This is a genomic window from Methylobacterium sp. JK268 (assembly GCF_054052225.1).
The window spans coordinates 1-24,695 of record NZ_JBSVZN010000006.1; the positions used below are offsets into that span (position 1 = coordinate 1).

21 protein-coding genes are annotated in these 24,695 nt (G+C 72.5%); 12 read left to right on the forward strand and 9 right to left on the reverse strand.

The genetic code is table 11. The annotated features are described in order from the left end of the window. Positions 1–83 precede the first annotated feature (83 nt). The 4 genes from ACW9J6_RS07705 to ACW9J6_RS07720 all read right to left on the reverse strand — a co-directional run bounded on the left by ACW9J6_RS07705 (position 84) and on the right by ACW9J6_RS07720 (position 4,513). Positions 84–311: a hypothetical protein gene (locus ACW9J6_RS07705; protein WP_457115869.1), complete on the reverse strand. Its 228-nt coding sequence runs from the start codon at positions 309–311 to the stop codon at positions 84–86. Between the two features lie 355 nt (positions 312–666). Next, on the reverse strand, positions 667–2,382 hold the full coding sequence (locus ACW9J6_RS07710) for a thiamine pyrophosphate-requiring protein (RefSeq protein WP_457115870.1): 1,716 nt from the start codon (positions 2,380–2,382) through the stop codon (positions 667–669). 116 nt (positions 2,383–2,498) lie between these two features. Beyond that, complete coding sequence (locus ACW9J6_RS07715) at positions 2,499–3,029, reverse strand: MarR family winged helix-turn-helix transcriptional regulator (protein WP_457115871.1); 531 nt, start codon at positions 3,027–3,029, stop codon at positions 2,499–2,501. Positions 3,030–3,130: 101 nt separating this feature from the next. Continuing rightward, the gene (locus tag ACW9J6_RS07720) at positions 3,131–4,513 is read right to left on the reverse strand and encodes an MFS transporter (protein WP_457115872.1); all 1,383 of its coding nucleotides are present in this window, start codon (positions 4,511–4,513) and stop codon (positions 3,131–3,133) included. Positions 4,514–4,974: 461 nt separating this feature from the next. Between ACW9J6_RS07720 and ACW9J6_RS07725 the strand changes: the two genes are divergently transcribed. Together ACW9J6_RS07725 and ACW9J6_RS07730 are read left to right on the forward strand one after the other, a co-directional pair. Continuing rightward, positions 4,975–5,802, forward strand: coding sequence for an FkbM family methyltransferase (locus tag ACW9J6_RS07725; RefSeq protein WP_457115873.1), 828 nt, complete (start codon positions 4,975–4,977; stop codon positions 5,800–5,802). A gap of 74 nt (positions 5,803–5,876) precedes the next feature. Beyond that, a complete protein-coding gene (locus tag ACW9J6_RS07730; RefSeq protein ID WP_457115874.1) occupies positions 5,877–7,178 on the forward strand; it encodes an MFS transporter in 1,302 nt (433 codons plus the stop codon). On the opposite strand, the gene ACW9J6_RS07735 is transcribed toward ACW9J6_RS07730, so the two are convergent. Beyond that, complete coding sequence (locus ACW9J6_RS07735) at positions 7,168–7,701, reverse strand: L,D-transpeptidase family protein (RefSeq protein ID WP_457115875.1); 534 nt, start codon at positions 7,699–7,701, stop codon at positions 7,168–7,170. The two genes, ACW9J6_RS07730 and ACW9J6_RS07735, sit on opposite strands and share 11 nt — an antisense overlap. A gap of 55 nt (positions 7,702–7,756) precedes the next feature. Here ACW9J6_RS07735 and ACW9J6_RS07740 point away from each other — a divergent pair, with 55 nt between their 5' ends. The 5 genes from ACW9J6_RS07740 to ACW9J6_RS07760 all read left to right on the forward strand — a co-directional run bounded on the left by ACW9J6_RS07740 (position 7,757) and on the right by ACW9J6_RS07760 (position 12,075). Beyond that, positions 7,757–8,428 (forward strand): 3'-5' exonuclease, encoded by a 672-nt coding sequence (locus ACW9J6_RS07740; RefSeq protein WP_457115876.1) that lies wholly within the window; start codon positions 7,757–7,759, stop codon positions 8,426–8,428. Between the two features lie 188 nt (positions 8,429–8,616). After that, positions 8,617–9,303: a response regulator transcription factor gene (locus ACW9J6_RS07745; RefSeq protein ID WP_457115877.1), complete on the forward strand. Its 687-nt coding sequence runs from the start codon at positions 8,617–8,619 to the stop codon at positions 9,301–9,303. A 79-nt stretch (positions 9,304–9,382) separates the two neighbouring features. Continuing rightward, complete coding sequence (locus ACW9J6_RS07750; RefSeq protein ID WP_457115878.1) at positions 9,383–9,841, forward strand: cyclic nucleotide-binding domain-containing protein; 459 nt, start codon at positions 9,383–9,385, stop codon at positions 9,839–9,841. 57 nt (positions 9,842–9,898) lie between these two features. Next, the gene (gene dapD / locus ACW9J6_RS07755; RefSeq protein WP_457115879.1) at positions 9,899–10,744 is read left to right on the forward strand and encodes a 2,3,4,5-tetrahydropyridine-2,6-dicarboxylate N-succinyltransferase; all 846 of its coding nucleotides are present in this window, start codon (positions 9,899–9,901) and stop codon (positions 10,742–10,744) included. 491 nt (positions 10,745–11,235) lie between these two features. Then, positions 11,236–12,075: a universal stress protein gene (locus ACW9J6_RS07760; protein WP_457115880.1), complete on the forward strand. Its 840-nt coding sequence runs from the start codon at positions 11,236–11,238 to the stop codon at positions 12,073–12,075. Between the two features lie 13 nt (positions 12,076–12,088). Here ACW9J6_RS07760 and nudC read toward each other — a convergent pair whose 3' ends face one another. The 3 genes from nudC to ACW9J6_RS07775 all read right to left on the reverse strand — a co-directional run bounded on the left by nudC (position 12,089) and on the right by ACW9J6_RS07775 (position 14,171). Beyond that, on the reverse strand, positions 12,089–13,000 hold the full coding sequence (nudC, locus tag ACW9J6_RS07765) for an NAD(+) diphosphatase (protein ID WP_457115881.1): 912 nt from the start codon (positions 12,998–13,000) through the stop codon (positions 12,089–12,091). A gap of 90 nt (positions 13,001–13,090) precedes the next feature. Continuing rightward, on the reverse strand, positions 13,091–13,504 hold the full coding sequence (locus ACW9J6_RS07770; RefSeq protein WP_457115882.1) for an HIT domain-containing protein: 414 nt from the start codon (positions 13,502–13,504) through the stop codon (positions 13,091–13,093). Between the two features lie 40 nt (positions 13,505–13,544). Further along, complete coding sequence (locus ACW9J6_RS07775; protein ID WP_457115883.1) at positions 13,545–14,171, reverse strand: cyclic nucleotide-binding domain-containing protein; 627 nt, start codon at positions 14,169–14,171, stop codon at positions 13,545–13,547. A gap of 173 nt (positions 14,172–14,344) precedes the next feature. Here ACW9J6_RS07775 and ligA point away from each other — a divergent pair, with 173 nt between their 5' ends. Together ligA and ACW9J6_RS07785 are read left to right on the forward strand one after the other, a co-directional pair. Next, positions 14,345–16,831 carry an NAD-dependent DNA ligase LigA gene (gene ligA / locus ACW9J6_RS07780; RefSeq protein WP_457115884.1) on the forward strand — a complete coding sequence of 829 codons (2,487 nt, stop codon included), beginning with the start codon at positions 14,345–14,347 and terminating at the stop codon, positions 16,829–16,831. A 32-nt stretch (positions 16,832–16,863) separates the two neighbouring features. Next, positions 16,864–17,421 carry a 3'-5' exonuclease gene (locus tag ACW9J6_RS07785; protein WP_457115885.1) on the forward strand — a complete coding sequence of 186 codons (558 nt, stop codon included), beginning with the start codon at positions 16,864–16,866 and terminating at the stop codon, positions 17,419–17,421. A 139-nt stretch (positions 17,422–17,560) separates the two neighbouring features. On the opposite strand, the gene ACW9J6_RS07790 is transcribed toward ACW9J6_RS07785, so the two are convergent. Continuing rightward, positions 17,561–18,031: a serine O-acetyltransferase gene (locus tag ACW9J6_RS07790; protein ID WP_457115886.1), complete on the reverse strand. Its 471-nt coding sequence runs from the start codon at positions 18,029–18,031 to the stop codon at positions 17,561–17,563. Between the two features lie 380 nt (positions 18,032–18,411). On the opposite strand from ACW9J6_RS07790, the gene ACW9J6_RS07795 reads away from it, so the two are divergent. From ACW9J6_RS07795 to ACW9J6_RS07805, 3 genes are all read left to right on the forward strand, one after another. Then, on the forward strand, positions 18,412–19,548 hold the full coding sequence (locus ACW9J6_RS07795) for a catalase family protein (RefSeq protein ID WP_457115887.1): 1,137 nt from the start codon (positions 18,412–18,414) through the stop codon (positions 19,546–19,548). Continuing rightward, positions 19,545–19,943, forward strand: a complete 399-nt coding sequence (locus tag ACW9J6_RS07800; protein ID WP_457115888.1) for an MAPEG family protein — start codon at positions 19,545–19,547, stop codon at positions 19,941–19,943. Before ACW9J6_RS07795 ends, ACW9J6_RS07800 begins: the two co-directional genes overlap by 4 nt. Before the next feature lie 690 nt (positions 19,944–20,633). Next, complete coding sequence (locus ACW9J6_RS07805) at positions 20,634–24,662, forward strand: S8 family serine peptidase (protein WP_457115889.1); 4,029 nt, start codon at positions 20,634–20,636, stop codon at positions 24,660–24,662. Positions 24,663–24,695: the final 33 nt, after the last annotated feature.

The window sequence follows — 24,695 nt, forward strand, 5'->3', positions numbered from 1 at the left end:
CAGATCGACCACACGCTTCTCCGAAGAAGGTGTCTTCCCCGAGGTGTCCCCCCCCCCCCCCCCCGGGGCCGGTCGCAGCGGGCTTACGGGATCGTGGACATCCACGGATCGGGCAGCAGCATGGCCTCCGCCCCGCCATGGCCGATCTGGTACTGGACGCCGCTGACGATCAGGATCGTGGCCAGGAGCAGCGCGGCGATCCAGGCGAGAACCGGCGTGACGTGGTCGGCATAGGCCCGGAACGTCTGCAGGAGCGCGCATCCGACCGTGAAGAAGGCCGCGGATGCGAGCGGCATGGCGAGCGACTCCATCTCTCTCTCCTCCGATGGTGCAGTGCGGCAAAGGTAGCGAGATTCGTGCCGCGCTGCACCATCGCGCGGCGCATGCCTGCCGCGCGGAACGATCGGGAGCCCCGTCCGGGGCCGGTCCCGGCGGGGTCGAGAAGCGCTCTATCCGCGGCGCGTCGAGGGGCGTAGCCTCCGGGGCATGAGCCGGATCGCACCTGACACCCTCCTGCACTGGTCGGAGGTCGCGGCACTGGCGTTGCTCGTGCTGGGCCTCGCGATCGCAGAAGTGATCTGACGCCGCTCTCCCGTGAGCGGTCCGGCCGTCCTCGCCCGGGGACGGCTTGGCATTGCACGGCCCAGCGGCGGGGCCGCCGGATCCTCAGTGGTGCGGCAGCCAGACGTCGAGGACCGCGCAACGCTTCTCGTCGCGCACCGCGCGGAACGCCTGGTCGAGCGCCTCGTCGACCTCCCGGGCTTTCCGGACCTGCCGGCCCCAGGCGCCGCCCGCGGCGGCCGCGATGCCCACGTAGTCGGGCGCCGGCTCGAACGAGGTGTCGAGGGTGTCGGCCCGGGCGGCGTGGCCGTCCCCGTGGACCGCCAGGGTCGAGAGCTTCGGCGATTTCCAGCCGCGGTTGTTGAACACGATCTGCACGAAAGGCGTGCCGTAGCGCCGCGCCATCCAGTGGACCGAGGAGGGGACGGTGAACAGGAAGGATCCGTCCCCGGTGAGCGCCACCACGGTCCGGTCCGGCCGCGCCAGCTTGGCGCCGATCGCCGCCCCGCCGTTCCATCCGAGCGAGCCGCCGCCGCTGGTGACGACCGCGCCCGGCCGCACCGGCGCGAGGTGGTCGAACACCGTGTGGTAGTGCGAGATCCCCTCGTTGAGGAACAGCGCGTCCTCGCCCGCCAGGGCCCGCAGCCGCGCCACAAGGTACTCGGCCGTGACCGCGCCGTCCGCCGCGGGCGCCTCCAGCGCGGCGAGCGCCTCCGCTCGCGCCGCGTGCCGGGCGGCGTAGTGGGCCGCGCGCTCGGCCACCCGCCCGGGATCGACCGGATGGGCGCGGAACCACGCGTCGAGCTGGCCGAGCGCCGTCTCCGCGTCGGCCGCGTACACGCCCTCGGCCGGGATGTGCCAGAGCGGCATCTGCATCTTGAGCGGGTCGACGTCGATGTGGACGATGCGCGCCGCCGCGGCGGGCTTCGAGACCGTCGGGATCCACGGCACGTCGCTGTCGACCACCAGGATCGCGTCGGCCTCGGCCAGGATCGGGTTCTGCCGCGGCTGATTCCACTGGTTGCCCTGGTAGAGCGGGTCGGTGTGGGGGACGTTCACGGCGTTCGGCACCGATTCGAGCACCCCCATGCCGATCCGGCGGCAGAGGGCGGTGAGGGGCGCCACCGCCCCCGGGTTGCGGCCCGCGAAGGAGGTCACGAGGAGCGGCCGGCGCGCCTGCGCCAGGAGGGCGCCGATCCGCGCCACGGCGTCCTCGCTCAGGGCGCCGGGCGCGACCGGCCGCCATGCCGCCGCCCGGTCGGGGGTGGGCGCGACCTCCTCCTCCATCACCTCGCGGGCCCCCACGAGGTAGACCGGCCCCTTGGGGTCCGAACGGGCGAACTGGAGGGCGCGGTGGACGAGGTCCTTGACGTTCGCCCCGGTGCGGATCTCGTTGTCGTACTTGACGTAGCCGCGCACCAGCCCGCGCTGGTCGTGGACGTCCTGGATCCACTGGATGAACTCGTTGCGGCTGCCCGGCTTCTCGCCGTGCTGGGTGAACGGGGAGGCGCCCGCCACGACGAGCATCGGCGCGCGGCCCTTGGCGGCGTTGTGCACGGCCCCCGCCAGCGCCTGGGTGCCGCATTCCACGTGAACGAGGACCGCCTGCGGCGCGCCGCTCGCCTGCCAGTAGCCGTGGGCGGCGCTCATCCCGACCATCTCGTTCGGACAGGTGATCACCGCGGGGACCGGGCGCCCGGCGGCCCGCGCCGCCGCGATCGCCTCGACGAGGGCCGGGTGGTCGCTGCCGAGATTGGCGAAGAGGTAGGACACCCCCGCCTCGACCAGGGCATCGAGGAGGGCGCTGCTCGTCGTGTACATGGATCGCTCCTGAGGCGGGGGCGGATCGGGCACGGTGCCGACCGCGGATGTCTCCTCTCACCGCAGGTGGGGAGAGGGCCTGCGCTGCTCCCGTCGCGTGCGAACGGGGAACCTCATCACGGCCTCGCGTCCGGGCCGCGTTCGGGGAGGGGCGGCGCCCCGGCCTCCAGGGCTCCGGCGAGCTGCCGCAGCAGACCGAGGAGGAGCGCGCGGTTCTCCGGCCCCAGCGCCGCCGCGAGCAGGGCCTCGTGCCGGGCCGCGCAGGCCGCGAGTGCGTCGCGCTTGGCCGCACCCGCCGGGGTGAGGCTGACGCGGCGGCCGCGGCGGTCGGCGGGATCCGGCTCCCGCCGGACGAAGCCGCGCCGCTCCAAGTCGACGAGGAGCGGGGTCAGGGTGCTCTTGTCCCGCGCCACCGCGGCGCTGAGCGCGGTCTGGCCGATCCCCGGATTGTCGCCGACGAGCTGCAGCAGCGCGAAATCCCCCGGCCGTAGGCCCGCATCTCCGGCAAGCCCGCTGAAGCTGCGGAAGGAGGCGGCCTGGGCGCGACGCAGGTGATAGCCGAGGGCGTTCTCCAGCCAGCCGAGCCGCAGCTCCGGCGCGGCCGCCGCCCCCCGGCGCGCCTGCCGCCCGCGCGCGGCCTTCGTCACCGCGGGTCGGGGCGCGGCGTCTTGGATGGCGGCGTCTTGGATGACGGCGTCTTGGATCACGGCGTCTTGGATCACGGCGTCTTGGAGCACCGCGTCTCGGGTCACCGCGGCTCTCCCCGCGCTGCGGGGAGGCCGGCGCTTGCGGCCGCGGCGGTGCGGTGCGCGAGCGCCGGGATGTGCCCGCGCAGGACCGCCAGCGCCGCCGCCACCCCGGCCATGGCGCCGCCCAGCAGGGTCAGGTAGGCCCCCGCGCCCCCGGCGGTGATCACCGCCGCCCCCGCGAAGGCGCTCAGGATCGCGCCGAGGCGCCCGAAGGCGAGGGCGGAGGCGGTGCCGGTCGCCCGCACGGAGGTCGGGTAGACGTGGGCGCAGACCGCGTACATCGTCGATTGCGTGGCGTTGGCGAAGAAGCCCTGCAGCCCGAGGCCGAGGATCAGCAGGTCCGCATGCGTCCGCACGTCGACCGCTTCGAGGGCGAAGGCGGTGGCCGCGCCGCCGAGGCAGCACAGGAGCAGCGGCCAGCGCGACCCGAGGCCGTTGATGGCGAGCGCGCACAGGAGGGCGCCGAAGACGCCGCCGAGATTGTACGCGGTGAGACCCGAGCCGGCCACGGCCACGCTCAATCCTTCGGCCACCAGCATGGTCGGCAGCCAGCTGAACGCGCTGTAGATCGCGAGCAGATTGAGGAAGAACGCCGCCCAGAGGGCGAGCGTGTCGCGCGCGAGGCCGGGCGCGAACAGGGCGGAGACGCCCTCGCGGGCCGCCGCGGCCCGCTCCGTCGCGTCGACGAAGACCGTGCCGGCCGGGAGCGGGCGCGCCATGCGGCCGAGCAGCCGCGCGAGTTCGGGCCATCGCGCCGGCCGGCGGGCCAGGAAGCGCGGCGTCTCGGGCAGGGCCAGCGCCAGAACCAACCCGAGCGCGACCGGGATCAGGCCGCCGAGCCAGAACAGCGCCCGCCAGCCCAGCGCCGGGATGACGCTGCCGGCGAAGAGCCCGGCCAGCATGCCCCCGAGGGGCACGCAGACGATCGTCGCGGTGACGGCGAGCGTGCGGTGGCGGGCGGGCGTGACTTCCGCCGTCACCGTGGTGGCGCTCGGCAGGGCGCCGCCGATGCCGAGGCCGGCGACGAAGCGCAGGAGGCCGATCTGCCAGAGGGTCTGGGACAGGCCGATCGCCGCGGTGGCGAGCCCGAACAGCACCACGCTGCCGATCACCGCCCAGCGCCGGCCGAAGCGGTCCGCCAGGAGGCCCGCCCCGGCGCTGCCGATGCCCATGCCGACCAGCCCGGACGCCACGACGGGGGCGAAGTCGCCGCGGCCGACGCTCCATTCCCGGATCAGCACCGGGATCGCGAAGCCGATCAACTGGCCGTCGAAGCCGTCGACCACGATCGCGAGGGCGGCGAGGATCGCCGCCGCCTTCTGGAGGCCCGCCCAGGGGCCATCGTCGAGGATTCGCCCGATATCGGCCGGCGCGGCGGGCATGGCGTCGTCTCCCGGATCTCCGCGCTCGGGACGCGGTTGAGACGCATCCTCGCAGGATCGGGGCGGCCGTCAAGTTGGTTGGGTTCCAAACGATTCGCGCGGTGCGCCGCCGGATGCGGCACCGTTTCGCACGTGGGCCGCTCCGCCGCCGGGCGAGCCGGGGCGGTCGCTCCACTTCCGGCCGGGCCGAGCCGAAACGAAGCCGCTCGCCCGCGGGTTGTGGCACTGCGAAAAGGAATGTTACTCCTCGGTCGATGACACCCGCCGGAGTATCCTCGTCCGGGTGAGGCGTATTGGTGGGCGAGACACCGGTGCATCCCGGTATCGCCGCGATCTTCGACCTTCCGCCCGCGGAGGGACGCGACAGGACACAGTCGCAATTCGTGAACGGCAGGGTGAGGACGGCTGCCGCCGCCGGGCGCCGGGCGTCCTCGACCATTCAGCGACGCGGAGGATTGGTCATGGCCATGCGCGCCTTGAAGAATGCGATTCCGCCCTCGGTGCGGCCACTCGTGCGGTCCTTGCGGCGGCGCTACGACCCGATCTGGAACCTCAATCACCGCGCCAATCAGCGGAAATTCAATCACCTGCAGGTGCAGCATCTGCGCGCCATGCTGCGGCAGCGCGCCGTCGACCTGGTGATCGACGTCGGCGCCAACGAGGGGCAATTCGGCCGCTTCCTGCGCCGGGAGGTGGGCTACACGGGGCGGATCCTGTCGTTCGAGCCCGTCTCCGCCACCTTCGCGCGCCTTGCCGAGACGGCTGCCGGCGACCCGAACTGGCAGGTGGTCAACGCCGCCGCCGGCTCCAGCCCCGGCACCCTCACCATCAACATCATGCGCGAGAGCGTCTTCAACTCGTTCCGCCGCCCGGACGATGCGAACGTCTTCTCCGACCTCAACCAAGTCGTCGGGCAGGAGGAGGTCGCCGTGCACCGGCTCGACGCCTACCTGCCGGAGAACGGCATCGCGGCCCGCTCCATCTTCCTGAAGGCCGACACCCAGGGCTTCGACCTCGAAGTCATCCGCGGGGCGGCGGGCGCGATCGGCACCGTCCAGGCTGTCCAGACGGAACTGTCCTTCATCGGGCTCTACGAGGGCATGGCGCCCTACCACGACGTTCTGGACGAACTCGGCCGGATGGGATTCGCGGTCTCGACCATGGTCCCGGTCACGCTGGTCCACCTGCAGGCCATCGAGTTCGATTGCCTGCTGGTGCGCCGCGTCCCGGGCGACACCGAGGCCTGCCGGACCTACGAGCAGTTCATCGACGAGGCGATCCACGCCTGAGGCCGTCCGGGCGATTGCCCGGCTCCCCGTCCCTCCGGTAGCGTGTGCGCAACGAACACAACCGGGAGGACGCGATGGACCAGGCCGAACTGGAACGGTCGGCGATGCGGCGGATCGCGTGGCGGCTGGTGCCGTTCCTGATCCTCGCCTACTTCGTGTCGTTCCTCGACCGCGTGAATGTCGGCTTCGCGGCCATCCAGATGAACAAGGAGTTGGGGATCACCCCGACCGTGTTCGGCTGGGGCGCGGGCATCTTCTTCCTGGGCTACTTCCTGCTGGAAGTGCCGAGCAACCTCGCCCTGGAGCGCTTCGGGGCGCGGCTGTGGATCGCCCGGATCATGGCGACCTGGGGGCTGATCTCGGCCGCCATGGCCCTCGTGCAGGGGCCGTGGTCCTTCGTCCTGATGCGCTTCCTGCTCGGCGTCGCCGAGGCGGGGTTCTTCCCGGGCGTGATCCTGTATCTCACCTATTGGTTCCCGCGGGCGTACCGGGCGCGGATCGTCGGCACCTTCATGGTGGCGATCCCGATCTCGTCCTTCCTCGGCTCGCCGATCTCGGGCGCGTTGCTCGGCGTCAGCGGATTCGGCCTCAGCGGCTGGCAGTGGCTGTTCGTCCTCGAAGGTCTGCCGGCCGTGCTGCTGGCCGCCGCGACCCTGCGGCTGCTCCCCGACCGGCCGCGCGACGCCGCCTGGCTGCCCCAGGCCGAGCGGGAGTGGCTGGAGGCGCGTCTCGCCGCGGAGGCCGTGGGCGGCCGGGGCGCCGCCTCGCCGCCCCTGTGGGAGGTGCTGCGCGATCCCCGCCTGCTCCTGTTCGCGGCCATCTATTTCGGCTCGACGATGAGCAGCTACGGCCTGACCTTCTGGACGCCCCAGATCGTCAAGAGCTACGGCCTCGGCAACCTCGAAACCGGCCTCCTGAACAGCATCCCGTACGGGGTGGCCTCGGTGGTGATGGTCCTGTGGGGGCGGCGCAGCGACCGCACCGGCGAGCGGCGCTGGCACCTCGCCATCGCCTTCCTGGTCGCGGTGGCGGGCCTCACCGGCGGCACGGTCCTGACGGGGCTCATGCCCCTCGTCGGCGCGCTCACGGTGGCGGCGACCGGCATCTACATGCTCAAGGGCCCGCTCTGGGCGCTCGCGACCGAGGAGCTGCCGCCGGCCACCGCGGCGGCCAGCATCGCGGCCATCAACGCCACCGGCAACCTCGGCGGGTTCCTCGGCCCCTACCTGATCGGCGTGATCAAGGACGCCACCGGCAGCTTCACGCTGAGCCTGCTGCCGCTGGTGCTGTTCGCGCTGCTCTCGGCGGGCCTGTCCCTCGTGCCCGGCCGCGGGCGGGCCACCGGGCCGCAGCGGGCGCAGCCCGTCAGATCGTGAGCCGCGTGCGCGGCCCGAGGCGGGCGAGGAGCCGGCGCAGGTCGGCCCGCCGCAGGGCCACGCAGCCTTCGGTCGGCAGGAAGCCCGGCCGGGCGCAGTGCAGGAAGATCGCGCTGCCCCGCCCGCGGCGGATCGGGCCGCGGTTGTAGTCGAGGTCGAGCACCAGGTCGTAGAGCCCGTCCTCCCGCCACATCCGCTCGGCGCTGACCCCGGGGGCGGGGAGGGGGATCGGCCGGTTGTAGCGCCGGTCCCGGGGATCGTCGCACCAGCCGTCGCCGGGGCGGATCGGGCGCAGGGGGAGGCCGGAGGCGGGCCGCCCCCTCAGCCGGTCGGCCCGGAAGTAGCCGCCGCGCAGCCGGAAGCTGCCGCGCGGCGAGGCGCCGTCGCCCTCGCGCTTGTCCCGAGTGCGGCCCGTCTTGCCCAACGCGCAGGGGATCTGCAGGGGGCCGGCCAGCAGCGTGCCGCGGGAGGGATCCCGCACGCTCGCGCGCAGGCGCAGCCGCGGGAGGGTGGTGCGCTTCATCGCTCCCCTTTAGGACGTTCGCGCAGCCGGCTCCAGACGGACCGCGGAGGGGCGTATGACGGACGGGGAGACGGAATCCGGCGCGGCGGCGCCCGACTGGCTCGGCTGGCTGCCGCCGCGGCTCTGCGCGGTGGACGTCGAGACGACGGGGCTCGACGCGAAGGACCGGATCGTCAGCTTCGGCGCCGTCCTCCTCGACACCGCCTCCCTGCTCGCGCCGCGCCCGCGCATCGCCTGCCACCACCTGATCTTCGACCCTGGGCGGCCGAGCCACCCGAAGGCGCAGGCCGTGCACGGCTACGACGATTGGCTCCTGCGCCACCAGGAGCCGGCGGAGCGCCACCTCGACGCGATCGCGGACCTGCTGGCCGGAGCCGACCTCATCGTCGCCCACAACGCCGCCTTCGACCTCGGCTTCCTGGCGCGGGAATTCGCGGCGGCGGGCCGGGCCCTTCCGGTGGGACGGACCTTCTGCACCATGGAGGCCTACCGGCGCCGGGGCGAGCCCGGCTCGGCCTCTCTCGACGCGGTCTGCCGAAAGGTGAAACTCGCCCGCGCGGGCGAGCGGCACGGGGCGCTGGAGGATGCGTGGCTCGCCTGCCGCGTCTATCTCTGGCTGCAGGGCTGTCCCGTGCGCCTCGCGCGCCCGAAACTCGTCGCGCCGACCAACCTGCGAGCCGTCCCGCCGCCGCCGGACGGCAAGCTGCCGCCCCGAATTCTTGCGTAACGCGCCGGAAACACTTCGTCCCGCACGGACGTGGACATGTGGGATCCGGCCCTTGCCGCGACATCGCGCTCCGCTACTCTCCGCGTCGCACGCTGTTAAGCAGGCGGCCCCCCGCCGTCCGGCCGGGGCGCGCCGGTCGGCGGCAGCCGGCCTCACCGCCGGACCGCGTTCTCGAGAGTGCCGTTTGGATGTCGAACGCCCATCGCCTGCTCGTCGTCGACGACGACCCCTCGCTCCGCGAGACCCTGACCGAGCAGCTCGCGCTCGACGCCGAATTCGCCGTGGTCACGGAGGAGACCGCGCAGGGGGCGGTGGGCCGGGTCGGGGCCGAGCGCATCGACCTCGTGGTCATGGATGTCGGGCTGCCCGACATGGACGGCCGCGAGGCGGTCAAGCAGATGCGCCAGAACGGCTTCCGCAGCCCGGTGATCATGCTGACCGCCCAGACCTCGGACGCCGACACCGTGATGGGGCTCGACGCGGGCGCCAACGACTACGTCACCAAGCCGTTCAAGTTCGCGGTGCTGCTCGCCCGCATCCGCGCCCAGCTGCGGCAATACGAGGCGAGCGAGGACGCGATCTTCCAGATCGGCCCCTACACGTTCCGGCCGGGCGCGAAGCTCCTCGTCGGCGAGCGCGGCTCGAAGCTGAAGCTCACCGAGAAGGAGACCGCGATTCTGCGCTTTCTCTACCGGGCGGGGCGGCAGGTGGTGGGGCGCGACACGCTGCTGGCCGAGGTCTGGGGCTACAACGCCCAGGTCACCACCCACACGCTCGAGACCCACATCTACCGCCTGCGGCAGAAGATCGAGCCGAACCCGGCCGCGGCCTCGATCCTGGTGACCGAGGGCGGCGGCTACAAGCTCCTGCCGTGATCGACCGTGGCCGGGCGGGGCCCGATCGGCTAAGCAGACGGTCGGCCGCCCCCGGGCGGCGAGGGGGAGACGGGGGCCGGTGCCGCTCGACGACGACATCGCGATCCTGGCCGGAAGCCCGCTCTTCGGATTGATGAACCGCGACGCTCTGCGGTTGATCTCCTTCGCCGCCGAGCACCGCCAGCTCGCGCCCGACGCGCTGCTGTTCAGCCGCGGCGACCCGGCCGATGGCGGCTTCGTGGTGCTGCGCGGCACGATCCGCCTCGACCCGCGCCCGGCCGGCACGCCCCCGATCGAGGCCGGCCCCTCGACGCTGATCGGCCAGACGGCCCTGTTCCTGCCCCAGGAACGCCCGACCACCGCCCGCGCCGTGACGGAGGCCACCGTGATGGTCATCACCCGCACGGTGATGCGGCGGGTGCTGGAGGTCTTCCCGGACACGGCCGCCGTCGTCCACGACGCGATGGCGGAGGACCTCGCGGCCTTCGCCCGCGCGCTCTCGGGAGCGCGCGCGGCACGGCCGGACGGAGCGGGATGACAGCCGCGGCGCGGCTTTGCTAAGGGGGGCGCCACCGCAGGCCCTCAGGATACCGCCATGTCGCACGCCGATCTCGCCCGGACCATCGAAGCCGCCTGGGAGGACCGCGCGAGCGTCGGGGCCTCGACGCAGGGACCCGTGCGCGAGGCCGTGGAGGCCGCCCTGGCCCTGCTCGATTCCGGGCAGGCGCGGGTCGCCGAGAAGGCCGGGAACCACGACTGGCAGGTCAACCAGTGGCTGAAGAAGGCGGTGCTGCTGTCCTTCCGGCTCAGCGACATGGAGCTGATCGCCGGCGGCCCCGGCAGCGCCGCGTGGTGGGACAAGGTGCCCTCGAAGTTCGAAGGCTGGGACGCGGAGCGTTTCCGGCAGGCGGGGTTCCGCGCCGTCCCGGGGGCGATCGTGCGCCGCAGCGCCTACATCGCGCCGGGTGCGGTGCTGATGCCCTCCTTCGTCAATCTCGGGGCGCATGTGGGCGAGGGCACCATGGTGGACACCTGGGCCACCGTCGGCTCCTGCGCGCAGATCGGGAAGAACTGCCACATCTCGGGCGGCGCCGGCATCGGCGGCGTGCTGGAGCCCCTGCAGGCGAACCCGGTGGTGATCGAGGACAATTGCTTCATCGGCGCCCGCGCCGAGGTGGCCGAGGGCGTGATCGTGGGCGAGGGCAGCGTGCTCTCGATGGGCGTCTATCTGGGCGCCTCGACCAAGATCGTCGACCGCGCCACCGGCGAGGTGATGTACGGCCGGGTGCCGCCCTACTCGGTGGTGGTGTCGGGCTCGCTGCCCGGCAAGGCGCTGCCGGACGGCACGCCTGGCCCGGCGCTGTACTGCGCGGTGATCGTCAAGCGCGTCGACGCCGGCACCCGGGCGAAGACCGGCATCAACGAGCTGCTCAGGGACTGAGCGGGCGGAGCGGGAATCCTCCCCCGCAGAGGCTGCCGGTTACACACAGCAATCGAAAAACTGTTGCAGGACAATCGCTTGTTCAAGCGCATGACTCGGTGAGTCCGGCGGGGGGAACCCCTCTCCCGTGCGGGAGAGGGGCAGGGGTGAGGGTCCCGGACCGTCCCGCCATCAAGCGTAGACTGCCGTGCTGGTAGCGTGACACTTCAGTCTTCTTGCTGAACCACCTGGGCCCTCACCCCTACCCCTCTCCCGCACGGGAGAGGGGATCCCGCGATTCACCTTGAAATCACCCGTAATTTATCACGGGTGAGCGCTTTTCTGGTTCAACAGAAGATGTGTGCACACGGCAGCCCGCAGAGGGGGGAGGGTTCTGCGTGGCGCATCCCGGTGGCACGGGTGGTCATCGTCCACCGGCAGATCCGGGTCTGCCCCGAGCGGGCCTGGACGGCGGGCCGGGGCCATGCTGCTATCCGGTCGGAGGCCGCCGCATGAAGACCCTGCTCGTTCCGGTCGCGCGCCACACGCTGCTCGATTCCGTGCTGGAGACCGCGCTCCTCGCCGCCCGCCACTTCGGATCCTGCGTCGAGGCCTTCGGGCTGCGCCCGGCCCTCGCCGAATACGTCCCGGTCGACATGGTCGGGGGCATGACCTGGGTGCGCGACGAGGAGGCCGACCTGGAGGAGGCCCGCGGCTGCGGCGCGCAGTTCACCGCCTTCATGGAGCGCAACGGCATCCCGCGCGACGCCGCCGGAGCGGACATCGCGGGCCCGCGCTACCGCTGGCTCCCGGACGCCCCGCCCGGCGACGGGTTCCTGGCCCAGTACGCGCGGCTGTTCAACGCCACCGTCGTGGGCCGCCCGGGAGGGGAGGGGGGGCCGCGCATGACCACGCTCGAGGCCGCCCTGTTCGAGAGCGGGCGCCCGCTGCTCATCGCGCCGCCGACCCCGCCGCGGAGCCTCGGCGAGACGGTGCTGATCGCCTGGAACGGCTCGACCGAGACCGCCCGCACGGTCGCCTATGCGGGTCCCTTCCTGCGCAAGGCCACCCGCATCGAGGTGCTGGGGGTCGATACCGGCATGGTGCCGGGGCCGAGCGCCGAGCAGCTCGCGGCCGCCCTCACCCGGGAGGGGCTCTCGGCCCGGGGCCGCACCGTCGCGGCGGGCCGGCGCAACCCCGGCGAGGTGTTCCTCACGGAGGCGGAGGCGCTCGGCTGCGACCTCCTCGTCAAGGGCGCCTACACCCAGAGCCGGCTGCGCCAGATGATCTTCGGCGGCGCCACCAGCCACATCCTCGCCCACGCCGCCGTGCCGGTGCTGATGGCGCATTGACGGCGCGCGCGCCTCAGAACCCGTCGACGAAGCCCCGCACCAGCAGGTTGGCGATCGCCATGGGCGGCGGGGTGAGGAGACCGTCCGGGTGGCGGCGCTCCAGCATCAGCCGCACCTCCTCGCGGGAGAACCAGCGGGCATCCTCCAATTCGTCGCGGTCGAGGGTCAGGGCCTCGTCGAGGGCCTCGCCCTCGCAGCCGATCATCAGCGAGGACGGGAAGGGCCAGGGCTGCGAGGCCCGGTAATGCACGGCGCCGAGGGTCAGCCCCGCCTCCTCGAAGGTCTCGCGGCGCACCGCGTCCTCGATCGTCTCGCCGGGCTCCAGGAAGCCCGCGAGGCAGGAATAGACGCCGGGCAGGAACCGCGCCTGCCGGCCGAGCAGGCAGCGGTCGCCGCGCGTCACCAGCATGATCACCACCGGGTCGGTGCGCGGGAAGTGCTGCGTGCCGCAGGCCGCGCAGTCGCGCCGGAAGCCGCCGCAGCTGAGCGCGGTCGGGGCGCCGCAATTCGCGCAGAAGCCGTGCCGGGCGTGCCAGTTCAGCAGGGACTTGGCGGTGGCGAGGAGCCCGAGCTCGGCGGGGGGCACCGCGCCCTCGACGGCGATCCCGCGCAGGTCGAGCACGCGCCGGGACGGGTCCCCCTCGTAGCGCGCGGCGGCCTCCGCCGGCAGGGCGCCCGCGAAGACGGGCCGCTCGCCGACCCGCCCGAGGAAGAGGAGCGGCGCGGGCGCGCCCTCGCCCTCGGCGGCCGGCAGGATCGCGCTCGCCTCGCCCCCGGCGAGGGCCAGAACGGGCGAGTCGCCCGCGAAGAGGAGCAGCCCTGCATCGGGGTGATCGGCGAGCGTCGGCGTCGGGCCGGTGCGCTCGGCGGAGTGGCGGACGAGCAGGCTCCGGGCGAAGCCGAGGCGGTCGAGGGGCGTCGTCACGGGATCTCCTGAAAGCGTCCGGCGAAGCTGGGATCCGTTCGTCGGGCAGGATTGCGGCGGAATCGGTGATGCCGCACGGGGCGCGGCACGTCAGGCCGCCGCGAACAGCGCCCTCGCCCGCTCGATGAGCTGGGCGGCGGCGTGCGGTGGGTAGGGCGTACGGGCGCCGTGGCCCCAGACCGGTCCGGGCCAGGCCGGGTCGGAGCGGAAGCGGCCGACCACGTGGACGTGGAGCTGCGCCACCACATTGCCGAGCGCCCCGACATTGACCTTGTCGGGCTTGGCGAGGTCCAGCATCACCCGGGTCGCGATGCGGATCTCCTCCATCAGCGCCACTGCGTCGGCGGCGGCGAGGTCGGTGAGTTCGGCGAGGTCCGGCCGGCGCGGCACCAGGACGAACCAGGGGAAGCGCGCGTCATCGAGGAGCAGCACCGAGGACAGGGGAAGGTCGCCGAGCGGGAGCGTGTCGGCCTTCAGGCGGGGGTCGAGGGGAAAGTCGGACATCGCCGGGAATCTCGTCTCCGGGAGGCGTTCGGGAAGGGCCTCAGGCGATTTCGGCCTCGGGCGCCGCGCCGCCGGGGGCGTGCCCGGCGCTCTGGAACAGGCGCTCGCTCGTCAGCTTCAGGAAGTAGAAGCCGAATTCCGGGTTCTGGTAGTAGAGCTGCTTGACCTCCGCATAGGGCACGCAGAGCGCGACCCCCGCCTCCGCGCAGACCACCGTGGCGGTGCGCAGGTTGCCCGGCGAGAGCATCCCGAGCTCGCCCACGATCGCGCCCGGGGCGATCTCGATGCCGTGCTCCTCGATGCGGAAGCGGCCGCTCTCGACGTAGAACATCTCGCTCGCCGCGTCGCCCTTGCGGAACAGCACCTCGCCCGCCTTGAAGCGGCGCGCCGTGCCGAAGGGCTTCAGCCAGTCGAGGGAGAGGTCGCCGTCCGCCGCCGTCTCGACGTCCTTCACGAGCTTGATCATCTCGTAGAGGCGCCAGGCGTTGAACGGGATCTGGATCACCTCGGTGAGCACGGTCGGGACGCTGCCGACGAGGCAGCCGTAGATGATCACCGCGACGCTGCTGAGGATCGAGACGATCCGCAGCGGGATCATCGTCGTCATGGCCGAGGAGGCGACCGTCAGCGCCGTCCCCAAGTAACCGATCGCTTCCACCCAATCCATGGTGCCCTCGCGCGCCCGCGGCCTGCGCGGCCGATGGCATTCCCGGAGGGCCCTGGCAAGGGCGGCACCGACGGGCCGCGCGCCCGCGCGCGAACGTGACGATCGGCTCGGGCTCTGGGCATTAACCCGGCCGGCGCTAGAGTCCGGCCGGCCGCAACCCGATTCCGGATCCCATGCCCGCCACGACCACCGAGCCCCGCCCCGTCGACGCCATGTCCGCCGCGGAGGCGGCGGCCGTGCACGACGCGCTCTCGGCCGAGATCGCCGAGCACGACCGGCGCTACCACGGCGAGGACGCGCCGATCATCTCGGACGCCGCGTACGATGCCCTGCGCCGCCGCCTGGAGGCGATCGAGGCGCGCTTCCCCGATCTCGCCGGCACGGGCGAGGCCTCGGCGAGCGTGGGCGCCAAGGCCTCGGACAAGTTCGCCAAGGTGCGCCACGCGGTGCCGATGCTGTCGCTCGGCAACGCCTTCGCGGACGACGAGATCGCGGAGTTCGTCGAGCGGGTGCGCCGCTTCCTCGGCCTGCCGGCCTCCGAGCCGGTGGCGTTCACGGCCGAGCCGAAGATCGACGGACTCTCGCTCTCGCTGCGCTACGAGCAGGGCCGCCTCGTCACCGCGGCGACCCGCGGCGACGGCGAGGTCGGCGAGGACGTCACCGCCAATGTCCGCACCATCCGGGAGATCCCGGAGGTGCTGAGCGGCGCCGACGTGCCGGAGATCTGCGAGGTGCGCGGCGAGGTCTATCTCTCGCACGCGGATTTCGCCGCCATCAACGCCCGCCAGGAGGAGGCCGGCAAGCCGCTCTTCGCCAACCCGCGCAATGCGGCGGCGGGTTCGCTGCGTCAGCTCGACCCGTCGATCACCGCATCGCGCCCCTTGCGCTTCTTCGCCTACGCGGCGGGCGAGATGTCGGCGCTGCCGGCCGAGACGCAGAGCGGGCTGATCGCGGCCTTCCGGCGCTTCGGCCTTCCGGTCAACCCGCTGACGGTGCTGTGTTCCTCGGTGGAGGAGCTGCTCGCCCAGTACCGCGCCATCGAGGCCAAGCGGGCCGATCTCGGTTACGACATCGACGGCGTCGTCTACAAGGTCGATTCCTTCGCGCTGCAGCGCCGGCTCGGCTTCGTCGCCCGGGCGCCCCGCTGGGCGCTCGCCCACAAGTTCCCGGCCCAGCGCGCGGTCACCACGATCGAGGCGATCGAGATCAATGTCGGGCGCACCGGCTCCCTCAACCCGCTGGCGAAGCTGAAACCCGTCACGGTCGGCGGCGTCGTGGTGTCGAACGCCACCCTCCACAACGAGGATTACGTCCGCGGCATCGACCCGGACGGCCACCCGATCCGCAGCGGCGTCAACATCTGGGATGGGTTCGACCTGCGCCAGGACGTCGATCTGCGCCAGGGGTCGGACGTGCGGGTCGGCGACACCGTGGTGGTGCTGCGGGCCGGCGACGTGATCCCGAAGGTCGCCGACGTGGTGCTGGAGCGCCGCCCGGCCGACGCCGTGCCCTACCGCTTCCCCGAGACCTGCCCGGCCTGCGGCAGCCGCGCCGTGCGCTCGACCAACCCCCGCACGGGCAAGCTCGATGCGGTGCGCCGCTGCACCGGCGGGCTGATCTGCCCGGCGCAGGGCCAGGAGCGGCTCAAGCACTTCGTCTCCCGCAACGCCTTCGACATCGAAGGCTTCGGCGAGACCTACATCACGACGTTGTTCGAGGCCGGGCTGGTGCGCCAGCCCGCCGACCTGTTCCGGCTGGACTTCGAGCCGCTCAAGGCCGCCATCGTGGCCCGGCGCCAGGCGCTCTCCGCCGAGCGGGCCCTCGCCGCGGGCAAGACGCCCGAGACGAAGAAGAAGGCCAAGAAGGACGACGAGGACAAGGCGATCCGCAACCTGCTGGCCGCGGTCGAGGCGCGGCGGGTGATCCCGCTCAACCGCTTCATCTTCGCCCTCGGGATCGAGCAGGTCGGCGAAGCGACCGCAAAGGCGCTGGCCAAGCACTTCCCCGACATGCCCGCCCTGATGGCGGGGGTGCGGGCGGCCGCCGAGCACCAGCCGGGGCCCGACTGGCTGGCGCTCGCCACCCTCAACCGGATCGGCGCGACGACCCGCGAGCGGCTGCTCGCCGCGGCGGCGGCCGGGGAGGGCGACCTTCTGGCCGAGGGCGCCGTGGCGCGCCTCAGCGCGGCGCAGAAGGAGGCGCTCCTCGACGCCTATGGCAGCCCCGACGGGGTGCGTGCGGCGGTCGAGCGGGCGCGGGGCCAAGGGCCCGGCGACGCCTACCGCCACCTCGCCGACGACAGTGAGATCGGCGCGGTGACGACCGCCTCGCTGATCCAGTTCTTCTCCGAAGAGCACAACGTCGCGGCCGTGGAGGCGCTGCTCGACGAGGTCGAGACGGAGCGCGCCGCCACGCCCGCCGCGGCCTCCGTGCTCGGCGGCCAGACCGTGGTCTTCACCGGCTCGCTGGAGAAGATGACCCGCAGCGAGGCCAAGGCCACCGCCGAGCGGCTCGGCGCCAAGGTCTCGGGCTCGGTCTCCGCCAAGACGGACCTCGTCGTGGCGGGACCCGGCGCCGGTTCGAAGCTCAAGGATGCCGAGAAGCACGGCGTGCGGGTGATCTCGGAGGAGGAGTGGCTGGCCCTGGTGGCGGCCGCCTGAAAACCGGCGGAATCCTCCGGCAGGCGCCCGCGATGCGAACGCTTGCGATCGACTTCGAGACGGCGAACGAGCGCCGGGACAGCGCCTGCGCGGTGGGCCTCGCCTGGATCGAGGACGGCCGGGTCGTGCGCCGGGAGGCCTGCCTGATCCGGCCGCCGGACCTGCGCTTCTCGCCCTTCAACATCCGCGTCCACGGCATTCGGCCGGAGGACGTGGTCGGCGCGCCGCTCTTCGCCGACGCGATGGCACCCTACCTGCCCGAGATCGCGGACGCGCTGGTCCTCGCCCACAACGCGAGCTTCGACGTCTCGGTGCTCTGCGCGGCGCTCACCGCCTGCGGCCTCAGCCCGCCGCGCTTCACCTCGCTCTGCACCCTGGCGCTCGCGCGGCGGCAATGGCCGGGGGAGGAGCGCTACCGCCTCTCGGTGCTGGCGGAGCGGTTCGGCATCCCGCTGCGGCACCACGATGCGGGCGAGGACGCCTTCGCCTGCGCGCAGATCGCCCTCGTCGCCCTGCGAGAGAGCGGTGCGCCCGACCTCGCGACCCTGGCGCACCGGACAGGTCTCGCGCGGCTGCGCGGCGCCGCGTGACCGGCCGCCCGGCGAGCACCGTCCCTGGCCGATGCCCTCGATCAGGCTTCGGTCAGATTGAACCGTGACGCCTGCTCTCGGTCTTCGCGTGTGCCGCATCTCCGACGCTGAACCGGCATCCACTTCGTCGGAAAAGGCTCTACGGCGCCTCGACCGCCGCGGCGTTGTGCCGGTATTCGTCGAGATCGCCGATCGGCCGTTTGACCGTGGCGGGGACGCCCGCGATGAGGGAGCCGGGCGGCATGTCCCGGATCACCACGGCATTCGCCGCGATCACGGACCCCGCGCCGACGGTGATCGGACCGATGACCTTGGCCCCCGCGTGCACGATCACGCCCCGTTCCAGGCGCGGCGCTCCGGGCAGAGGGCTGCGGCCGCCCAGCACCACGTGGACGCCGATCTCGCAATCGTCCTCGATGATGGCGGCCCCGTTGATCACGACGCCGATGCCGCTGTGGTGGAGGATCACGTTGCGCCCGATGGCGGCCCGCCCCGGGACCGACGCCGCGAAGCAGACCCGGACCACGCCGTCCACGAGCCGCGACAGAGGGCGCAGGCCGGACAGGTGGAGGCGCCGCGACAGCCCGTGAAGCGCCAGGATGGCCTGCATGCCGATGACCCTCTCCAAACGCCGCCGCGCCCGTTATAGGAGAGTTGTCCTTCGATAGGAACGCCAGTGACGCGGTTCGGCCGCAGGCATCCGGGTCGCGCGGTGGACCACGGGGCATCGATCCCGCGCAGGTGCGGATCCGTCCATGAGCACCAAGTCGAAACCAACCTTCTTCTTGCCCGGCCTCGACATGGGGGGCGAAGCGGCCCACTCTCGGCCGGCGGGAGCGGCGATGAGCTCGTCGAGCGGCTCTGGCGCCTCGACCGCCCGGCCGTATGCGCGGACGACCCCGGGCCTCCCCTGCGGAACATCCCCGCCAGGATGGTGTTGAGGCTCGGCAGGTCTTGCCGGTCCCTTCCCTCGTCTCGCGAGAGGCCCCGATGTCCGCAGCCCTCCCCTACGCGCCGTCGGTCGAGGAAGCCCGGCCCGACGAGGGCGAGATCCACGAGGGCATGCGCGCCACCTTCGCCAAGATCCAGGAGACCACGTTCCAGGATTACGGCCGCGCGGTGCGCGGCGTGCACGCCAAGAGTCACGGCCTCCTGGTCGGACGGGTGGAGGTGCTGCCCGGGCTGGCGCCGGAACTGGCGCAGGGCGCCTTCGCGCGACCCGGCACCCACGAGGCGGTGCTGCGCCTCTCGACCAATCCGGGCGACATCCTGGACGACAGCGTCTCCACCCCGCGCGGCCTCGCCCTCAAGATCCTGAGCGTCCCGGGGGAGCGCCTGCCCGGGGCGGACGGCGTCGCCGAGGGCGCCACGCAGGATTTCGTGCTCGCCAACGCGCCGGCCTTCGTGGCGCCCGACGCCGCCGCCTTCCTCAAGAGCCTCAAGCTCCTCGCGGCGACGACCGACACGCCACAGATCTTCAAGAAGGCCTTCTCGGCCACCCTGCGCGGGGTCGAGACCGTGCTGGAGGCCCTCGGCAGCAAGAGCCCGACGATCATCGCCCTCGGCGGCCACCCCGAGACGCACATCCTCGGTGAGACCTTCTACAGCCAAGTGCCCCTGCGCTGGGGCGACCACGTCGCCAAGGTGGCGCTCGTCCCGGTCTCCGACGCGTTGCGGGCGCTGACCGGCGCGGCGCTGAACGTCAACGGCAAGCCGGACGGCCTGCGCGAGGCGGTCTCGGCCTTCTTCGAGGAGAACGAGGCGGTCTGGGAGTTGCGGGCGCAGCTCTGGACGAACCGCGAGACCATGCCGATCGAGGACGCCTCGGTGCCCTGGCCGGAGGAGGAGAGCCCCTACCGAACCGTCGCCCGGATCACGGTGCCGCCCCAGGAGACGTGGAGCCCCGAGAAGGTACGGGTCATCGAGGACGGCCTGGCCTTCAGTCCCTGGCACGGGATCGCGGCGCATCGGCCGCTCGGGTCGATCATGCGGGCCCGCCGGGCCGTCTACCCGGCCTCGTCCGCGTTCCGCGCGCAGCGCAACGGCTGCCCCATCCACGAGCCGGACTCGCTGGCGCGCACCGGTCTCCGACCCGTCACGACCCCCGAAGGGAACTCCGGTCCATGATCTACCCGGCTCAGACGGCGGTGTTCGCCGCCCTCCTGGCTCTCCTGTATGTCGGCCTGTCCGGATGGGTGATCGGCCGGCGCGTCTCCGGGGACGTCCTGCACGGCGACGCGGGCGATGCCGCGCTCCACAAGCGCATCCGCTCGCACGGCAATTTCGCCGAGTACGTTCCCTTCGCGCTCCTGCTGATCGGATGGCTGGAGGCCGGGGGCGGCAGCCCGCGCCTCGTCGAGGGTCTGCTGATCGTGCTGCTGATCGCCCGGGTGCTTCACCCGGTGGGCATGCTGGCGCCCCGGAACTCCCCCCGGCAATTCGCCTGCCGGGGCGGCGGCATCGTCGCGACGCTGGCGGTGACCGGCATCGCCGCGATCGCGCTGCTGGTGCGCGCGGCGTAGGGCGAATCCTGGGGCACGACCCGCGCGCTGCGCCGCCCCGCTCCGGCTGGTCGAGCGAAACCGAAATCCGCCACCCCGAAGGGGGTCGAGCGGATTCGGCAAGATTGCAGCCGTCGTTGACATTGCGCGCCGGCGCGGTTCTCGAGTTTTGTCACGTCATTGATGGTCCGTCGAAACCTCGAGACGGCCGACGCCCCGCCGCCGCGGCGTCCTGACCCGTCTGAAGGACCGCACGGCGCCTGCCCCCGCCTCCTCGCCCCGATCCGCCAGCGTGACGGGGCCGGTCGCGAGACCAGAGCGGTGTCCATACGCCCGCGAAGGCCGTCCAGCCGGCTCCGCCATCCCGTCGAGGCCGAGCGGCAGCATCGCGCCCGGCCTCCGGCTGCCCACACCCCCGGTCCGGCCTCGCCTCTTTCTTACGCAGAGTGATGCACTTTTCTGCGTGCGTAATGAACTATTTCCCTTGCGTCATAAATTCGTTCTGAGCCACTTTGCGCCGGTCGTCGCCGCCACACAGAAGCACAAAGCGCCATGTCGCGATCTGTCTTCGCCAGCACATCCCTGTCCGTTGCCGGAGATTTTTCCAAGCAATCGGACCTGACCCGGTCGCCATTCCAAAGTTCAAGCTGGGATAAACTCGCCTCGACCTGGGAAACGCCCGAATACGAGGCCGATTGGGGGCTGGCGGGCATGAATGCCTCCTACGCCTACGCCCTCGGCTATACAGGACGAGGCGTCAAGCTCGGTGCCGTGGATTCGGGCGTCTACGCCGACCATCCGGAGTTCAAGGGCGGCCGTATTCACCCGGTCGACATCGCCGGCACGTATTCCAGCGACGGCTACCGGTATGAGCAGCGATCCTTGGACTCGGACAGTACCGACCGGGGCTGGCAGGTCACTGCCGATCCGGTCCCCGAGAGCCGCTTCACGGCGGGCACGCGCTTCAGCACGCCGGGCCGCTACGACGGCCGCATCAACGATCCGCACGGGACCCACGTCTCCGGGACGATCGCGGCCAATCGCGACGGGACGGGCATGCACGGCGTCGCCTTCGACGCGGATCTGTTCGTCGCCAATTCGGGCGGCACCGATGCGAGCCTGTACGGCTCCATGGCGGACTACGCCTACTTCCTGGAGGCCTATGGCAGGGTCGCGGCTGCGGGCGCGCGCGCCATCAACACCTCCTGGGGATCGGCTCCCGCCGCCGACGATTACGCGACGCTGGCGGGCCTGACGAAGGCCTATCAAGGCTTCTTCGGCCACAAGACCCACCTCGACGCCATGGCGGAGGTGTCGCAGCGCACCGGCACCCTCCAGGTCATCGCCGCCGGGAACGACGGCACGCCGAACCCCGACCTCCGCAACGCGCTCCCGTATTTCCGGCCCGAGGTCGAGCCCTTCTGGATCACGGTCGGCGCCAGCCGCCGGGCCGGCAATGGCCGCCCGACCGACGTGGAGATCGCGAGCTTCTCCGATCGGGCCGGCATCGCCAAGTACTGGACGGTGTTCGCGCCGGGCGAGGCGATCATCAGCACCGTCCCGCCGGCCCGGGACGGAGATGCGTGGGAGGATGAGCGTTCGGGGTGGGGCATCACCGCGCCCGATCAGGCCTACACCACCGTGAGCGGCACCTCGATGGCGGCGCCGCACGCGACCGGCGCCCTCGGCGTCGTCATGCAGCGCTACGCCTACCTCGACAACCAGGGCGCCCGCACCGTCCTGCTCACCACCGCCCAGCACCGCGACGCCGTCCAGGGCACCCCCGACGACACGACCGAGCTCGCCCGCGACGATGCCCCCAACGCCGTCTGGGGATGGGGCGCCATCGACCTCAGGGCCGCCATGAACGGACCCGGCCAGTTCCTCGGCGCCTTCACGGCCACGCTCGGCAAGGGCGTCTCGGACACCTGGTACAACACCATCACCGAGGATGCCCTCATCCAGCGCAAGCGCGAGGACGCCGCCGAGCAGGCCGCCTGGCGGCAAACCCTGGTTCAGAAGGGCTGGGACAAGGCCCCGCCCGGCGCGGCGGCGAGCCTGGACGACCGCGTCGCCTACGCGGTGGGCACGGCGCGGGCCGAGGCGGCGGCGTCCCGGATCTACCAGGGCAGCCTGGTCAAGGGCGGGGAGGGCAGCCTGACGCTGGCGGGGGCGGACAGCACCTACAGCGGGGGCACGCTCCTGAACGGGGGCACGCTGGAACTGGCGGCGCGGGGCGCGGCGGGGACGGGGGCGATCAGCTTCGGGCGCGGGGCGCAGACGCTGAAGGTCGACCAGGCGGCGCTCGGCGCGGGCGCGGGTCACGACCTCGGCAACCTGCTGGCGGGCTTCGCGGCGGACGGCGACGTGATCGACGTCTGCGGCATCGGCTCGAACGCGGTGGCGCGCTTCGACTACCCGAGCGACACGCTTCGGCTGACCGACGCGGCGGGCGGCACCTGCTACGCGACGCTGCACCTGACCGGCGATTTCGGGGGCAAGCGGTTCACCGCGTCCTCGGACGGGGCGGGGGGCACCAAGGTGGCGCTGAGCGTTCCTGTGGCGACGGTGCGGACGCGCGCGCCGGGCGAGGGCGCGGCCTGGGACGAACTCGCGCGGACCTGGGATTCGGCGGAGTACCAGGCCGATTGGGGCCTGGCGGCGATGCACGCGGACGCGGCCTACGCGCTCGGCTACACGGGACGCGGGGTGAAGCTCGGCGAGGTGGATTCGGGGATCTACGCGGATCATCCGGAATTCAAGGGCGGACGCATCCACCCGGTCGAGGTGAAGGGGACCTACCGCGACGACGGCTACTTCTACGAGAACGCGTACTGGATCTGGAACGGCGGGTGGCGGCAGGTCTCCGGCGGGCCGGTCGAGAGCAGCGTCTACAAGGCCGGGCAGCCCTTCGACACGCCCGGCACCTACGACGGCAAGATCAACGATCCACACGGAACGCATGTCGGAGGCAGCATCGCGGCCAGCCGCGACGGCACGGGCATGCACGGCGTCGCCTTCGACGCCGACCTTTACGTCGCCAACACGGGCAGCACCGACGGAACCGTCTGCGGACCGAACCGGGACTACGCCTACTTCAAGGCCGCCTACGGGAACCTCGCCGCGGCGGGCGCCCGGGTGATCAACTCGTCCTGGGGGCAGGAGGGTCCCGGCACCGACTTCTCGACGCTCTCGGGCCTGATGGCCGCCTACACGGCCTACGCGGCCAAGCCGTCCTGGCTCGACGCCATGGAGGAGGTCGTCCAGCAATACGGCGAGATCCACACCTGGTGGGCGGGGAACGACAGCGGCACCTCCCCGATCGTCCCGGCCTCGCTCCCCTATTTCCGGCCCGAGATCGAGCGGAACTGGGTCGCGGTCGGGGCGCAGGGCAGCCAGGATTCCCCACCGGACCCCGACCAGCCGGCCTGGTTCTCGAACCTCGCCGGCGTCGCGAAGTACTGGACGGTCTTCGCGCCGGGCAACGCGATCATCAGCACGGTCCCGCCCGCCCGCGACGGGGATGCGTGGGAGGATGAGCGTTCGGCGTGGCACGTCACCGCGCCCGACCAGGCCTACACCACCGTCGGCGGCACCTCGATGTCGACGCCGCACGCGACCGGCGCCCTCGGCGTCGTCATGCAGCGCTACGCCTACCTCGACAATCAGGGCGCCCGCGACGTCCTGCTCACCACCGCCCGCCACCTCGACGCCGTCCGGGGCACCCCCGACGACACCACCGGGCTCGCCCGCGACGATGCCCCCAACGCCGTCTGGGGCTGGGGCGCCATCGACCTCAGGGCCGCCATGAACGGACCCGGCCAGTTCCTCGGCGCCTTCACGGCCACGCTCGGCAAGGGCGGCTCGGACACCTGGTACAACACCGTCACCGAGGACGCCCTCATCCAGCGCAAGCGCGAGGACGCCGCCGAGCAGGCCGCCTGGCGGGCGACCCTGGCGCAGAAGGGCTGGGACAAGGCCCCGCCCGGCGCGACGGCGAGCCTGGACGACCGCGTCGCCTACGCGGTGGGCACGGCGCGGGCCGAGGCGGCGGCATCTCGGGTGTACCAGGGCAGCCTCGTCAAGGGCGGGGAGGGCAGCCTGACGCTGGCGGGGGCGGACAGCACCTACAGCGGGGGCACGCTCCTCAACGGGGGCACGCTGGAACTGGCGGCGCGGGGCGCGGCGGGGACGGGGGCGATCAGCTTCGGGCGCGGGGCGCAGACGCTGCGGATCGACCGGGAGGCGCTGGGTGCCTCGGGCGGCCATGCCCTCGCCAACACGCTGGCGGGCTTTGGCGGTGACGGCGACGTGATCGACGTCTGCGGCATCGGGTCGAACGCCGTCGCGCTCTTCGACTACCACACCGACACGCTCCGCCTCATCGATCCCACCAGCGCGACCTGCGGCGCCACCCTGCATTTCACCGGCGACTATACCGGCACGGCCTTCATCACCGGCTCGGACGGGTCGGGCGGCACGACGGTCAGCCTCATCGACCCGATGGCACGGTCATGGGGCCGGCCGGCCTGGTGCCCGGCCGGCCACGGCATCGATCCCCACGCCGCGGACCTGCTCCTCGGCGGCGAAACGTGGGACGGCCTCCCCGGGGTCCATGACGGGGCCGTGCCGGGCTGGGACGAGGAAGGGGCCGGCCTGCTCGCGGACTGGGCGGCGCCCGCGCATCACGGGCGCGGGTTCTCCGGGCCGGTGGCCGGCCTGCCCTGGAGCGGCCTGTAACGGCAACGGCCCGGCACGCCGACGGGCCGGGCC

Bases quoted from the DNA above. Each gene is read 5' to 3' on its own strand.
- ACW9J6_RS07705 (WP_457115869.1), bottom strand. From the start codon at position 311: ATGGAGTCGCTCGCCATGCCGCTCGCATCCGCGGCCTTCTTCACGGTC.
- ACW9J6_RS07710 (WP_457115870.1), bottom strand. From the start codon at position 2,382: ATGTACACGACGAGCAGCGCCCTCCTCGATGCCCTGGTCGAGGCGGGG.
- ACW9J6_RS07720 (WP_457115872.1), bottom strand. From the start codon at position 4,513: ATGCCCGCCGCGCCGGCCGATATCGGGCGAATCCTCGACGATGGCCCC.
- ACW9J6_RS07725 (WP_457115873.1), top strand. From the start codon at position 4,975: ATGGCCATGCGCGCCTTGAAGAATGCGATTCCGCCCTCGGTGCGGCCA.
- ACW9J6_RS07730 (WP_457115874.1), top strand. From the start codon at position 5,877: ATGGACCAGGCCGAACTGGAACGGTCGGCGATGCGGCGGATCGCGTGG.
- ACW9J6_RS07735 (WP_457115875.1), bottom strand. From the start codon at position 7,701: ATGAAGCGCACCACCCTCCCGCGGCTGCGCCTGCGCGCGAGCGTGCGG.
- ACW9J6_RS07740 (WP_457115876.1), top strand. From the start codon at position 7,757: ATGACGGACGGGGAGACGGAATCCGGCGCGGCGGCGCCCGACTGGCTC.
- ACW9J6_RS07745 (WP_457115877.1), top strand. From the start codon at position 8,617: ATGTCGAACGCCCATCGCCTGCTCGTCGTCGACGACGACCCCTCGCTC.
- dapD (WP_457115879.1), top strand. From the start codon at position 9,899: ATGTCGCACGCCGATCTCGCCCGGACCATCGAAGCCGCCTGGGAGGAC.
- ACW9J6_RS07760 (WP_457115880.1), top strand. From the start codon at position 11,236: ATGAAGACCCTGCTCGTTCCGGTCGCGCGCCACACGCTGCTCGATTCC.
- ACW9J6_RS07770 (WP_457115882.1), bottom strand. From the start codon at position 13,504: ATGTCCGACTTTCCCCTCGACCCCCGCCTGAAGGCCGACACGCTCCCG.
- ACW9J6_RS07775 (WP_457115883.1), bottom strand. From the start codon at position 14,171: ATGGATTGGGTGGAAGCGATCGGTTACTTGGGGACGGCGCTGACGGTC.
- ligA (WP_457115884.1), top strand. From the start codon at position 14,345: ATGCCCGCCACGACCACCGAGCCCCGCCCCGTCGACGCCATGTCCGCC.
- ACW9J6_RS07785 (WP_457115885.1), top strand. From the start codon at position 16,864: ATGCGAACGCTTGCGATCGACTTCGAGACGGCGAACGAGCGCCGGGAC.
- ACW9J6_RS07790 (WP_457115886.1), bottom strand. From the start codon at position 18,031: ATGCAGGCCATCCTGGCGCTTCACGGGCTGTCGCGGCGCCTCCACCTG.
- ACW9J6_RS07795 (WP_457115887.1), top strand. From the start codon at position 18,412: ATGTCCGCAGCCCTCCCCTACGCGCCGTCGGTCGAGGAAGCCCGGCCC.
- ACW9J6_RS07800 (WP_457115888.1), top strand. From the start codon at position 19,545: ATGATCTACCCGGCTCAGACGGCGGTGTTCGCCGCCCTCCTGGCTCTC.
- ACW9J6_RS07805 (WP_457115889.1), top strand. From the start codon at position 20,634: ATGAATGCCTCCTACGCCTACGCCCTCGGCTATACAGGACGAGGCGTC.